10 protein-coding genes are annotated in these 12,952 nt (G+C 64.0%); 6 read left to right on the top strand and 4 right to left on the bottom strand.

Annotated features, from left to right (window positions below; all coding sequences use genetic code 11):
• Nucleotides 1-13: 13 nt before the first annotated feature.
• Nucleotides 14-1,360 carry a 3-oxoacyl-ACP reductase gene (locus E5720_RS08180; RefSeq protein ID WP_136170244.1) on the top strand — a complete coding sequence of 449 codons (1,347 nt, stop codon included), beginning with the start codon at nucleotides 14-16 and terminating at the stop codon, nucleotides 1,358-1,360.
• On the top strand, nucleotides 1,357-2,214 hold the full coding sequence (locus E5720_RS08185; RefSeq protein ID WP_136170245.1) for a MaoC/PaaZ C-terminal domain-containing protein: 858 nt from the start codon (nucleotides 1,357-1,359) through the stop codon (nucleotides 2,212-2,214). The genes E5720_RS08180 and E5720_RS08185 overlap by 4 nt, the downstream gene beginning before the upstream one ends.
• Nucleotides 2,215-2,271: 57 nt before the next feature.
• On the opposite strand, the gene E5720_RS08190 is transcribed toward E5720_RS08185, so the two are convergent.
• Together E5720_RS08190 and E5720_RS08195 are read right to left on the bottom strand one after the other, a co-directional pair.
• Nucleotides 2,272-2,877 carry a TetR/AcrR family transcriptional regulator gene (locus tag E5720_RS08190; RefSeq protein ID WP_136170246.1) on the bottom strand — a complete coding sequence of 202 codons (606 nt, stop codon included), beginning with the start codon at nucleotides 2,875-2,877 and terminating at the stop codon, nucleotides 2,272-2,274.
• 100 nt (nucleotides 2,878-2,977) lie between these two features.
• Nucleotides 2,978-4,147: a glycoside hydrolase family 3 N-terminal domain-containing protein gene (locus E5720_RS08195; protein WP_210730032.1), complete on the bottom strand. Its 1,170-nt coding sequence runs from the start codon at nucleotides 4,145-4,147 to the stop codon at nucleotides 2,978-2,980.
• Between the two features lie 94 nt (nucleotides 4,148-4,241).
• On the opposite strand from E5720_RS08195, the gene E5720_RS08200 reads away from it, so the two are divergent.
• The 3 genes from E5720_RS08200 to E5720_RS08210 all read left to right on the top strand — a co-directional run bounded on the left by E5720_RS08200 (nucleotide 4,242) and on the right by E5720_RS08210 (nucleotide 9,255).
• A complete protein-coding gene (locus E5720_RS08200; RefSeq protein WP_136172528.1) occupies nucleotides 4,242-4,709 on the top strand; it encodes a universal stress protein in 468 nt (155 codons plus the stop codon).
• 102 nt (nucleotides 4,710-4,811) lie between these two features.
• A complete protein-coding gene (locus tag E5720_RS08205) occupies nucleotides 4,812-4,982 on the top strand; it encodes a DUF2613 domain-containing protein (RefSeq protein ID WP_136170248.1) in 171 nt (56 codons plus the stop codon).
• Nucleotides 4,963-9,255 (top strand): alpha-(1->3)-arabinofuranosyltransferase, encoded by a 4,293-nt coding sequence (locus E5720_RS08210; protein WP_136170249.1) that lies wholly within the window; start codon nucleotides 4,963-4,965, stop codon nucleotides 9,253-9,255. The genes E5720_RS08205 and E5720_RS08210 overlap by 20 nt, the downstream gene beginning before the upstream one ends.
• On the opposite strand, the gene E5720_RS08215 is transcribed toward E5720_RS08210, so the two are convergent.
• Complete coding sequence (locus tag E5720_RS08215) at nucleotides 9,236-10,366, bottom strand: acyltransferase (RefSeq protein ID WP_136170250.1); 1,131 nt, start codon at nucleotides 10,364-10,366, stop codon at nucleotides 9,236-9,238. The two genes, E5720_RS08210 and E5720_RS08215, sit on opposite strands and share 20 nt — an antisense overlap.
• A gap of 205 nt (nucleotides 10,367-10,571) precedes the next feature.
• Between E5720_RS08215 and E5720_RS08220 the strand changes: the two genes are divergently transcribed.
• A complete protein-coding gene (locus E5720_RS08220; protein WP_136170251.1) occupies nucleotides 10,572-11,696 on the top strand; it encodes a DUF3068 domain-containing protein in 1,125 nt (374 codons plus the stop codon).
• Between the two features lie 68 nt (nucleotides 11,697-11,764).
• Here the strand turns inward: E5720_RS08220 and E5720_RS08225 are convergent, their stop codons facing one another.
• Nucleotides 11,765-12,946 (bottom strand): polysaccharide biosynthesis protein, encoded by a 1,182-nt coding sequence (locus tag E5720_RS08225; protein ID WP_210729973.1) that lies wholly within the window; start codon nucleotides 12,944-12,946, stop codon nucleotides 11,765-11,767.
• Nucleotides 12,947-12,952 lie beyond the last annotated feature (6 nt).

Here is a 12,952-nt window from a genome sequence, read left to right on the forward strand (position 1 = left end):
AAAGGTAGGACAAGTGGCAGCCTCCAAGGGAGCCCCAGACCTCTACTCAACGTTCTTGGCGTCCGCGCCTGGAGCCTTCATCGCCAAGCAGGCAGGTCTGCCGCAGCCCGAGAAGCTGCGTCGGTACAAGGCAGGCGAACCGCCCCTGGCAGGACCCGTCCTCATCGGCGGCAACGGCCGACTGGTCGAGCCACTGCGCCAACTCCTCTCCGACTACCCACAGGCACAGGCGAACGACGCCAAGTACGGCGCGCTGGTCTTCGACGCCACCGGCATCGGCAACGTCGCCGAACTCGAGCAGCTCTTCCAGTTCTTCCAGCCCGTCATCCGCAACCTCGCGCCCTCCGCGCGCGTCGTGGTCATCGGTACGACACCGGAGAAGACGGCAAACGTCGACGAGCACATCGCCCAGCGCGCCCTCGAAGGCTTCACCCGCAGCGTCGGCAAAGAGGTCAAACGCGGCGCGACGGCTCAGCTGGTCTACATCTCCCCCGACGCATCGACCGGGCTTTCCGGACTCGAATCCACCCTGCGCTTCCTACTGTCCGCCAAGTCGGCCTTCGTCGACGGCCAGGTTTTTGTCGTCGGCGACGCCGATTCCACCGCACCCGCATCCTGGGACAAGCCGCTGGCCGGCAAGGTCGCAGTAGTCACCGGCGCAGCCCGCGGCATCGGCGCCACCATCGCCGAGGTGCTGGCGCGCGACGGCGCACACGTCATCGCAGCAGACATCCCCGCCGCCGGTGAGGCACTGTCCGAGACCGCCAACAAGGTCGGCGGCACCTCCCTGGCACTCGATGTCACTGCACCCGACGCCGCCGAGGTGCTCGCCAAGCACCTGCTCGAGCGTCACGGCGGCGCCGACATCATCGTCCACAACGCCGGCATCACCCGCGACAAGACGCTGGCCAACATGGACGAGAGTCGCTGGAACTCCGTCATCGGCGTGAATCTGGCTGCGCCACAGCGCATCACCGATCACCTGGTGAAGGTCGGCGCACTCAAGGAAGGCGGACGCGTAGTCGACGTCTCCTCCATCGCAGGCATCGCCGGTAACCGCGGCCAGACCAACTACGGCACGTCCAAGGCTGGCGTCATCGGCCTCGTTCAGGCTTCGGCCCCCGTTCTCGCCGCCAAGTCGATCACCATCAACGCGGTCGCACCCGGATTCATCGAAACCGCGATGACCGCCGCCATCCCCTTCGCCACCCGCGAGGCCGGACGACGGATGAGCTCGCTTCTCCAGGGCGGGCAGACCGTCGACGTCGCAGAACTGGTGTCGTACTTCGCTTCTCCCGCGTCGAACGCCGTCACCGGGCAGATCGTCCGCGTCTGCGGTCAGAGCCTTCTCGGCGCATGAGCGTCGTCAAGCTCTCGGAGCAACCCAAGATTTCGGAAATCTACACCGCGGCGGCGCGTGGCGTGTTGCCGTTTCTCGGGTCGAAGTCGTCTTCGGTGCCGTCCACCGAGTTCGAGCTCCGCGGCCTGCGAGTAGATCCCGACAATCTCGCCGGTTACTGCAAGGCCACCGGATTACGCTTCGGTGACATCCTGCCCATCACGTATCCGTTCACGCTCGTCTTCCCGACGGTCATGAAATTGATGGTGTCCAAGGGCTTTCCGTTCGCGGCGATCGGTTCGGTGCATGCGGAGAACGTCATCGAGGCGTTTCGTCCGATCTCCGTCTCGGAGCCACTGGACGTTCGAGTGCACGCGGAGAACCTGCGCGAGCACCGCAAGGGTCTGCTGGTCGACCTGATCAGCGAAGTAAGCGTCGGACGCGAACTCGTCTGGAGGCAGACCTCGAGCTTCCTGAGCCTGCAAAAGACATCACTGTCCGGCGAGCTCCGTGAAGCCCCGCCCGCCGATGAGGTACCACCGCCTCCGAACCGCACCCTTCGAGTCGATCAGAAGACGATCAGCAAGTATGCAGCGATATCGGGTGATCGCAATCCGATTCACGTATCCACGCTCGGCGCAAAGGCATTCGGATTCCCGAAGACCATCGCGCATGGAATGTGGAGCGCCGCTGCGGCATTGCAGATCATCGAGGGCCGGATTCCCGAGGGGGTCACCTACAGCGTGCGCTTCGGCAAGCCGATCGTGCTGCCCGCAACCATGAACCTGTACGCCGAATCCGTCGGCACCGGTTGGGACCTCTCGCTACTGAACCCCAAAAAAGGCTACCCGCACCTCACCGCGACACTGCGGTAACCGAAACAGCCCCTACGTGAGCGCACGTAGGGGCTGTTTCATACCCAAGCGAGGGGTCTACACGTTGGTAGCGGACTTCTTACCTGCCAGACCCCGCCATGCGAGGTTCTCGAGCAGATCGGCAGCCGCGTCGACCTCGATCTCACCGCCGGCGACACGATCGGCCACTGCCTCACCCGCGCCCACCAACGCCACTGCCATCAGCGTGTAGTTCTGGCCCTCGTCCGGGTCCTTCGTACTCATCTCCAGCAGACCCGCCGTAAGTTCGATGAGTCGATCTCGGCTGGTCTGAACCTGCGAGGCGAAAGCAGTCTGACCGATCGCCTGCCGGTAGAGCACCATCCACGACTTTCGGTGATCACCGACGAAACCGAGAAACCCGAGCAATGCGCGACGCAGTTGCTCGCGAGGTGTCAGCGTCGGATCCGCGGCCGGAGTCATCGCCTCGACGAATTTGACGCCTTCGCGATGGATACACGCGGCGAACAGTTCGTCTTTGGAGCCGTAGTAGAGGTAGAGCATGGGCTTCGAAATCGCGGCCCTCTTCGCAATCGCGTCCATCGAAGTTTCATGGAAGCCGTTGTCGGAGAAGACATCCACTGCCGCGTCGAGCATCTGCTGCTCACGGACGGCGCGGGGCAATCGCTTGGTGCCGCCAGCCATGTGCCCTCCAAACCAAGGTCGAAGCAGGGTCGAACAAACAAAGGTAGAACCACTGATCTTACTCCACGGTAAGAATGGCTGCGTCGCTTCTCCCGTGAAGCTAGCAGGCGCCCTTGAACCGTGCGACCGTGGCTGCAGATGCGTCGACCTGCGGTGCAGGCAATCTTCCCGCGGCAACCGCATTCTCCAGATTGTCCAGCACCTGAGGGACGTCGTCGGTGGTCAGCCACAGCGCGATGTCAGCGCCTGCGACCAGCGCCGCCTCGACGGCCGCCACGATACCGAGCCTGTCGGTGATCGCAGCCATGCCGGAAAGATCGTCGGTGAAAATCGGCCCCTCGAACGGGCTCGCACCGTAACCGACACCGTCGCGCAGCAGTGCCATCGCTGCCGGACTGATACTCGCGGGCACACCAGAAGCGGTCAGTCCCGGAACATCCAAATGGCCGACCATGATGCCGACGCCGGTCTGCGACAGTACGGTGTACGGAACGAGATCGGACTGCCGAAGCTGATCGAGCGGAGGCGTCGTGACTTCACCGGTGTGCGAGTCGCCGGAACCGGACCCATGCCCGGGGAAGTGCTTGAGTACAGGCATGATTCCGGCATCACGAAGGCCCTGGGCGTAGGCGCCCGCATACGCGATCACCTCGTTCGGATCGGAAGAATACGACCGATCGCCGATCACCGAGTCGTCCGGCTGACTACTGACATCGACCACCGGTGCGTAATCGACGGTGACGCCGAGATCCTTCAGACCACGCCCCCGTTCGAGCGCCATGGAATAGGTCTCGTCCACCGACATCGTCCGAGCAGTCTCGCGTGCGGATGGATCACTTCCCAGCAGATCCTCCACCCGTGACACGCGACCGCCCTCTTCGTCGATGGTCACCATCGGCGGCACGGCAGCGGCAGCAGCAATCCGGGGCACCTCACGGTTCGCCAGCGTCTGCGAATCCGTCCAGCTACCGATGAAAATGCCGCCGACCTGCTCCGTGGCCACGATGTTCACCGCGTCGTCGGTGCCGGTGACCCCGACCGTCAGTAGTTGAGCGAGACGCTGCCGCTCGGTCAACGACCCGACGAACGCCGCACAACGATCAGGTGGCGGCGCAGGCGTCGTAGCCTCCGTCGACACCGAAGTCGCGGACGGTGCTGCTGCGACAGACGGTGCAGCTACGGGATCCGGTTCTGCGGTGCTCCCGCAACCGGCGGTGAAACCGACCCCCAGCACCAACACGGCGATGGGCACGGGCGAGCGGAACTTCATCATGGTTCTTTACGGTAGCCGAGGTGGCCGTAGCGCCGCGATCGGCGACCTCGACGCGATAGCCTTCGAACACGAGCTCACCAGGAGGAGAAGGATGCCTGCAGATCTGATACTCATCGCGTACGACGGCTCTGACAACGCCAAACGAGCCATCGATTACGCCGGCCGCTTTCTCGTGACGAAGCGGGCCATCGTCGTCACCGCGTGGGAGCCGATGGTTAGGCAAGCGGCACGCATGTCCGGACTCTCCGGTGTCATGCAACCCGAATGGGTAGCCGACGACGAAACCGAGGATGTGGCACTGACCGACGCGAAAGCCATCAACGAGGAGGGCGTTCGACTAGCCGGTGAAGCCGGACTCGAAGTGGAGGGGCACTGCGCCGAATGCACGACGGCCATCTGGAGCGCCATCGTGGAGAAAGCCGACGATCTCGACGTGGACATCATCGTCACCGGAACCCGCGGCACCACGGGCCTTCGTTCGCTGCTCCAGAGTTCGGTGGCAGAGCATGTGCTGCGCCACAGTCATCGGCCGGTTCTCATAGTTCCACCCGGCAAGTAACCGCGAGTGCGTCACAGTCCCATGGCCGTCGGGTGATACCTTTAGCCGCGCACGGGGGAAAGTCGCCGTCATTGATACCTGCCGACGAAAGTGGAGTCCGAGATGAAGTTTGCTGTCCCGGGAATTGTTGCTGCAGTAGTCGGCGCTGTATTGGGCGTCGGTGTCGTGTTAGGGGTGACTGCGGCAGCATCGGACAACACTCGTCCCGAGATCGACCGCACCGGCAACGCCGACTCTTCGTTGCTCAACCAGGTTGAGTACGGCAGCCGCTGACACTGCCGGAACGATCTCGTCCGAGCGATTCGGACGTAAGTGGCTGCTCGGGGTCTCCGCTCTAGCGTTTCTCGTTTCGTTCCTGCAGGTCCCCGGCTACACGGTCGCGGATACGAAATACGATCTTTCCCAGAATCCGCTGGGATTTCTTGCGCGCGCTTCACACCAGTGGACGAGCCAAGCACCCCTCGGTCAGGTTCAGAACCAGGCTTACGGATACTTCTTCCCACATGGCGCATTCTTTGCGCTCGGTGACATTCTTGCGATTCCGCCTTGGGTAACCCAGCGCATCTGGTGGGCACTGCTGTTGATCGCCGGATTCTGGGGAATCGTTCGACTGGCCGAAGCACTGGGAATCGGCTCTCGTAGCTCACGGCTCATCGCTGCATTCGCATTCGCTCTGTCCCCACGTGTCATCACCACTCTCGCGTCGATCTCGTCCGAGACGATGCCGATGATGTTGGCGCCGTGGGTATTGATTCCGGTGGTGCGCGCGTTCAACCGAAGCGACTCCGACGCAACGCAATCGGGCGGCCGGTGGAGCGGACCCCGAACCCTCGCGGCGCAATCCGCATGCGCCGTAGCATTGATGGGCGCCGTCAACGCCGTCGCGACAGCCGCCGCGTGCCTCGTCGCCGTGGTCTGGTTGCTGTGCCACCGGCCGAACCGGGCGTGGGCCGTATTCACCGCCTGGTGGGTAGGTTTCGGTGTCCTCGCCACCCTGTGGTGGATCGTTCCGCTACTCCTTCTCGGACGCGTGAGCCCACCGTTCCTCGACTACATCGAATCCTCCGGAACCACGACGCAGTGGGCCTCGCTCGCCGAGATCCTCCGCGGTACCAGCAGTTGGACACCGTTCGTCTCCCCCGAGCGCGTGGCGGGTGCCATCCTGGTCACCCAACCGGCGGCGGTCATCGCTACCGGTGTCATCGCTGCCGCCGGAGTAGCCGGCCTCGCGATGCGCACGATGCCGGCCCGCGGACGCCTGACAGTAATACTGCTGGTCGGCATAGTAGGGCTCACGGCCGGCTACGTCGGTGATCTGAGTTCCCCCTTCGCCGATACCGTGCGCCTGTTCCTCGACACCGCGGGCGCCCCACTGCGCAACGTGCACAAGTTGGAGCCCCTCATCCGAATACCGTTGGTGCTCGGGCTCGCTCATCTCCTCGCCAAGGTGCCGCTCCCCGGATCGGTACCTGTTACCCGATGGCGAGCGGCAATAGCCCATCCAGAACGAGACAAGATGGTCGCCGTCGCCGGACTGGTTCTGGTCGGATTGACCTTTTCCACCTCACTCGCCTGGACCGGCAAACTCGCGCCCCGCGGCGCGTACGAAGCCATCCCCGAGTACTGGCACGACGCGGCCGACTGGCTCACCGAGCACGCATCGGGATCCTCCCCCGACGGATCGGACGCTCAGCGCGCCCTCGTTGTCCCCGGTGCACCGTTTGCCCTCCAGACCTGGGGCCTGACCCGTGACGAACCACTCCAGGCCCTTGCCACGACGCCGTGGGCGGTACGCGACGCAGTCCCACTGACCCCGCCCGGAGCTATCCGCGCACTCGATTCGGTGCAGCGCCTCATCGCGGACGGCCGTCCATCCGCCGGACTTGCCGACACCCTTCTGGGCCAGGGAATCAGCTTCGTGGTCGTCCGTAACGATCTGGACCCGGAGACCTCACGCTCCACGCGACCGGTGCAGGTCCACCGGGCTCTCGACGGCTCACCGGGCCTGACGCGTGTCGCCCGGTTCGGTGAGGACATCGCCCCGGGCACCGTGGAAGGCATCACCATCGACGGCGATCTGCGGCCGCCGTACCCCGCCGTCGAGATTTACGAGGTCGAAAACCCAACAGCTCTACCGGCATCCGGTCCGTACACGGTGGACCTGGATCGAGTTCCTTTCGTGCAGGGCGGCCCGGAGTCGGCATTGCGCCTGAACGCGCAGCGCCGTAACGGCGCCTCGGACCCGGTACCCGCCGGGCCCCTCATCCTGGCCTCCGACGCGGTGGCGGCTGGGATACCGGTGGACAAGGTCACCGTGACCGACACTCCGATGAATCGGGAGACCGACTTCGGCCAGGTCGATTACCACAGCTCCGCGCTGCGTTCGAGCGAGGAACCACGAAGATCGCTCAATGCCGTACCCGATTACCCGGTGTACGGCGCCGCTACGGTCGACGGCGAATGGGAGGGCGCTCGCATCACCGCATCGAGTTCGGCCTCGGATTCGACGCAGATCGGTGGAACAGCCCCTGGCAGCGGCGTCGCGGCAGTCGTCGACGGTGATCTGGCAACGAGTTGGGTATCCAACGGTATCGAAAATGCACTGGGACAATGGCTTCAACTCGACTTCGACACTCCTGTCAACCAAGGGTTGCTGCATCTACGCACCAGCCCGGGGACTATCGGGGATCCGGTCAAGTGGCTCGAGATCACCACTCCCAACGGCAGTACCGCGGCGCGAATCGACAAGCCCGGAGCGCCGCTGACGGTGTCACTGCCTGGTGGTTCGACGCCATGGGTGCGCATCACCGCCAAGTCGACGGTGGACGGTACCAGCGGAAGCCAGTTCGGGATCAGCGAACTCTCCATCGATGACTTCTCCGATCGTGATGCGCCACAGCAGGTATCGATCGTGCACCGCGCGGTACTTCCGCCCGTCACTGCTGACGCAGACGTACAGGGTTGGGAACTGAGCCAAGAATTCCCCGGTCGTAACGGATGCATCGAGACCACGGACCGAATCCGTTGCAGCAGCGGATTATCTCTCCCACCAGAGGAACTCGGGCGCTTCTCCCGCACCCTTTCGGTACCTATGGGCACAGCGGTACTGCCCGAGTTGACGCTACGAACTAGGCAGAGCCCCGAACTCGAATCGCTTCTCTCGCAGCCCGGTCGCCCAGTGGCCACCGCTGCCTCGGACGTCGGCGACCTGCACGGCTCCGCATTCGCCGCCACCGACGGTGATGACAGGACCTCATGGACTGCGCCCACCAAGAGCATCGAGAAGCAGGCGGGTACGCAGCCCACCCTGACGGTGAACCTGCCGGAACCCACGCTGGTCGACGGCCTCACCCTGTCCCCCAGCCTGGGCGATCTACCTGCTCACCCGACGAGGGTGGCGGTGAACCTGGGTGATGGGCCGATGGTCCGCGACATGGACGGCCCCACCACGATCGAACTGGCGCCGCGAGTAACCGACCGGATAGTCATCTCGATCGTCGCCTGGGACGACGTGTTGGACAAGAACTCTCTCGGTTTCGTACTGCCCTCGCCTCCCGGTCTGTCCGAGGTGAAAGTACTGTCCGGTGGCACGGTGTTGGGCGGGGCACTCGACGCAAACCGGGTGGTGACCGTCGGCTGCGACCGTGGCCCGATCATCTCGATCGCCGGACAGACCGTGCGTGCATCGGTGACTGCAACGGTGGATACATTCCGATCGGGCGAACCGCTGAATGCGACGCTGTGCGAGGGGATATTCCCGGTGCAGACCGACGCACTCAACCCGATTGCCCTCCCGGCGGGCGAGCAGGATGTCGTCGTCGATCCGGGTGCTGCATTCTTCGTCGACGGAATGCGATTACGCACCATGCCCGTTCCCGCTACGAGCGCGAGAAGTTCTGCTCCCGTAAGCGCCGACACGACCGCCTGGACGTCGGACCATCGCGAAATCGAGGTATCGGGCCGCGACACCGATCAGCTTCTCGTCGTACCGGAGAGCAACAATTCCGGTTGGCACGCAACATCTTCCGACGGCACGGTATTGACACCGATCACCGTGAACGGTTGGCAGCAAGGATGGGTGATCCCGGCAGGTGTCGACGGAACCGTCGCGCTCGACTACCCGAGCAACACGTGGTACCGACTGGGCATCTTCGGCGGACTGCTCCTCCTGATCCCGTTGACATTCTTCGCTTTCCGCGCGAGCCCACGCCGCACGAGTGTGCCGCCACGACCCTGGAACCGGTCGAAGGTAAGCGCGATCGCACTCACTGCCGCCGCGATCGTCATCGCCGGCATCACCGGAGCCGTCGTGGCGGTCGCCCTCTGGATCGGCACCGTGGCACTCCAACGGCGGTACGGCACCACCGTCGCAGCTCGGGTGCTGGTGTCCACCGCGGGCATCGGCACCTTGACAGCCATGGCACTGCTCTCACGCGGGCCGTGGCGATCACCGGAGGGCTATATCGGGCACGCCTACCTGGTGCAGTTCACCGCCCTCGTCGCGGTACTGGCGCTCGCCGTGGCAGTCACGGCCGAGAACGACTGAACCGCTTCCGCATCGGATCCTCCACCAGCGCATAACTCGCGGCTGCGACGGGAATCGACAGTGCCACCGTCACGCACAGGACGAGCCAGAAATGGCCCTGGAACGGCGCGACGCCGAAGACCGGGAACACCATGGCAAGCACCGCCAGATGCCAGATGAAGATGCCGTAGGACCAGCGGCCCAACGCCAGCATCACTGGATGCTCCAGAACGCGGTGATGCCGATGGTCGTCGGCGAGCACGAGTGGGGCCAAGAGCGCGAAGGCGAGTACCGCGCCGAGCACGATCTTCACTTCGTACTGCCACGGCTCGGGCCGAACGAGCCCCTGCGGTCCAGCGAGCGGCGTCGCGGACAATGCGAAGGCGAGCAGAGCAATGGCACCGACGATCCGCCGATGCGAGCACAACCGATGTACCCAGGTGATGGGTCCGACAGAAATTTCGGCGAGCACCATTCCCGCGGCAAACCACGGAATGTAGCCGGGAAGCCAGTTGTCGTGATGAGTGTTCGGTGCTGTCGCGATCGGCAGGAATGCCCAACTCAGACTGATCGCCGAAACCACAGCGAGCACTGGGACCCGAAGTCGTGCCGCCGAACCCCTGAGCTTCACCATCACGAAGGCCGCAAGCGGAAGCAGCAGATAGAACGCCACTTCCACGGACAGACTCCACATCTGCGTCATGCCCTCGGTCAACGTGAGAGGTACGAATACCTGCGTCAGCGACAAGTTGGCCAACCAGACGCGGTAGTCACCGCCTGCACCGGGCAGGAAGAGCAGAACAAGCACTACCACCACCCAGTACGCGGGCACGATGCGAAGGACACGAGAGTAGAAGTACCGGCTCGCAGACTGTGCACGACCGACCCCACGCGCCTGCGCGGCATGTGGACGCCACAGCAGGAATCCCGACAGGGCGAAGAATATGGCGACCGTGAGATCGAACCGGCCCCAGATCCGTCCCATGACTGGCGAACTCGCAGCACCGGTCTGGAACGCGACGTGCGTGACGATGATGCCGATGGCTGCCAACGCGCGCATCCCCTCGAGCGAGGGGATGAACCCGCGCAGCGGCACGACGGCTCGCGAGAGGGTTTCGGTCGTTGTGCTCATGATCGGACCAGTGAATCATTCCAGGTGACCCGAGCGCGAAAGTCGACGGTCGTCGGGCGTGCCCGCGCCCGCAATGTCGCATCACTGTTACTCTCACCACCGACGTGGCGGTCCAATCGGACACTCCAGGTCGGGGGAATTACACACCTCGATCTGTCGGGGGTGGAAAATGGCACGCCGAGAAAACGACTAAGGAGATTCTCACATGGCGGAGCGCTCAGGGCCGAGCCGGATCGTTGCCCTTGTACTCATCGGTTTGGGCGCTTTCCTGTTGGTAGCGGCCATCTTGATTCCGACGTACACGGTGTCACGTCTGGAAAAAACGCCACTAGATCTAGAGGTCACCACGATCTCGACCGGAACGGGCAGCGTACTCAATTCTGCATCACTGGCAGCAGGTCGCGCCGTCGTCGACCAGAACGTTCCGTTGGTATCGCAGCGCTTCGTCACCGTCGAAGATCCTTCGGGCGCAGACGAGATCACGGTGCAGGCCGGGCAGACTCTGATCCGCAGCGACAAGCAGGGCGAGAGCGGTCTGCTCACCGCAAGCGTCGACCGTGTGACCCTCGACCGCGTCAGCTCGATGCCCGTCGAGAACCCGGTCGGGACCATCCAGTTGCAGTCCGGCAAGCCTGCAGAAGAAGTTCCGCACACCGGTCTGCAGTACAAGTTCCCGTTTAACACCGAACAGAAGAGCTACCCGTACTTCGACGTAAATGCCCGTGAATCCAAGGACATCGACTTCGTCGAAGAGACCGAGATCAACGGCACCACGGTCTACAAGTTCGAGCAGCAGGTCGGCCCCGTCGACTTGTCCTCGGTAGTGAACCTCCCCACCAACAAGGTCACGCTGCCTGCCTCCACCTGGGGCGTCGAAGGTGGAGATGCACCGGTCACGATGACTCGCTGGTACGAGAACACGAGAACCCTCTATGTCGAGCCCAAAACCGGTGTCGTCGTCAAGGGCGCCGAGGATATTCACCAGTACTACTCGCGCACTGCAGGCACCGCCGAGGTCGAGGTTCTGAAGGCGCCGATCGAGTTCGACGAGAACACCGTCGAATACCAGATCCAGCAGGCCAAGGACGGTATGGACAAGCTGTCGTTGGTCGGACGCACAGTCCCGATCGTTCTCGGCATCCTCGGTGTCATCGCACTGATCGCCGGCGTCCTTCTCGGACTCCGTAACGGTGGACCCCGTCAGCCTGCACGCACCGGTGGACCGCAGCACACCGACGGTGGCGGCGCCGCTCCCACCGAGCCCCGCAATCGTGACTGGACGACGGATCAGACCGAGGTCATCCCGCGTACCAACCTCTCGAAAGAGTAAGAGCTTTCACCGCAGATGAGCGGAAGTACGGCCTCCCGGCTGTGCTTCCGCTTTTTTGTTTCACGAGCTCAACTGCTTGAACTGCTCAGGGCGAATCCGCTGACCACCGCGGCACAGACGGCAGCAACCGACGCCGCGACGATGACGAACTGCAGCGGCGTCGTGGCGACGAAGAACAGCAGCATCACTTCGACGGCCAAACCGATCCATGCGACGATGGCGAGCTGTGTCCGCTCACCGGCGATCGCCCACAACAGTCCGCTCTGCAACAACGCCAGGCATGCACCCTGCAGCGCGAAGATCCAAAGGTAGCTCTGCACAGGCGCATACGCCTCACCGGCGATCGACGGCAGCAGCGGCGCCGCCAGCGCAGCGCCGAGAACCAACACGGCCCCGATCGCGGCCACGACTGCCAATGCCGATCGGACGGCTTTCGCAGATTCTGCTGGATTCGCCATCCGCGGATAGAGAACCACTCCCACGGCCTGCGGAAGCCAGAACGCAGCTTTGGTAGCCACTGCGCCGAGCGCATACAAACCTGCCTGCTCCGCACTCAACACCGCGGCCGCTATCACCAGATCGAGCGCAGAGAGGCCGATGAGCGCCAGCTGCACCTGCGATGCCCGCAGTACCGTGCCGACGGTCAGCGTGGAACGTACCGCATCGCCCTCTCGTGCCGCACTTGCGATCCTCGCTCCGACAGCGACCACTGCTGTCCCGACGGCGCTGGCGGCCAACACAATTCCGGGCCCACCGCCCACTGCGAGCACAACGACGGCGGGGATCACCTTGCCGAACCCTGCAGCAGCAAGCACAGCACCGAGCCGTCCGAACTGCCCGGATCCTTGCAGCAGACCCTGTTCCGTCGCCAGCAGCACGAGCACCGGCGCCACGACGAGCGCCGACACCGTCGCGAGCACTCCTCTACCGAGCACCACGGCCACCACCGGCGCCAACGCCAACGCCAAGATCGCGACCACCCCGGCACACCGGTAGCCGAGCTTTCGGAGTTCGGCGGTGCCACGTCCGTGCGCTACTTCACGAGCGACGACGGACTGCAATGCCAGCGCCGGGACAGCGAGAACGAGTTGAGCCGCAAGCAGACTCGCGAACTCGCCGTACCCCTCGACGCCGAGAAATCGACTGGCGGGCAGATGCAGAAGGTACGACGCAGCATTGGCCGTCATCGAACCAACCGTCACCAGCGTCATCCCGGTGAGCGCCGACGTACTTGCAGTGCGGTTCGGCATGGGAAC

Origin of the sequence: Rhodococcus sp. PAMC28707 (assembly GCF_004795915.1) — a bacterium.
GTDB lineage: Bacteria > Actinomycetota > Actinomycetes > Mycobacteriales > Mycobacteriaceae > Rhodococcoides.

Bases quoted from the DNA above. Each gene is read 5' to 3' on its own strand.
- E5720_RS08185 (WP_136170245.1), top strand. From the start codon at position 1,357: ATGAGCGTCGTCAAGCTCTCGGAGCAACCCAAGATTTCGGAAATCTAC.
- E5720_RS08190 (WP_136170246.1), bottom strand. From the start codon at position 2,877: ATGGCTGGCGGCACCAAGCGATTGCCCCGCGCCGTCCGTGAGCAGCAG.
- E5720_RS08195 (WP_210730032.1), bottom strand. From the start codon at position 4,147: ATGAAGTTCCGCTCGCCCGTGCCCATCGCCGTGTTGGTGCTGGGGGTC.
- E5720_RS08200 (WP_136172528.1), top strand. From the start codon at position 4,242: ATGCCTGCAGATCTGATACTCATCGCGTACGACGGCTCTGACAACGCC.
- E5720_RS08205 (WP_136170248.1), top strand. From the start codon at position 4,812: ATGAAGTTTGCTGTCCCGGGAATTGTTGCTGCAGTAGTCGGCGCTGTA.
- E5720_RS08215 (WP_136170250.1), bottom strand. From the start codon at position 10,366: ATGAGCACAACGACCGAAACCCTCTCGCGAGCCGTCGTGCCGCTGCGC.
- E5720_RS08220 (WP_136170251.1), top strand. From the start codon at position 10,572: ATGGCGGAGCGCTCAGGGCCGAGCCGGATCGTTGCCCTTGTACTCATC.
- E5720_RS08225 (WP_210729973.1), bottom strand. From the start codon at position 12,946: ATGCCGAACCGCACTGCAAGTACGTCGGCGCTCACCGGGATGACGCTG.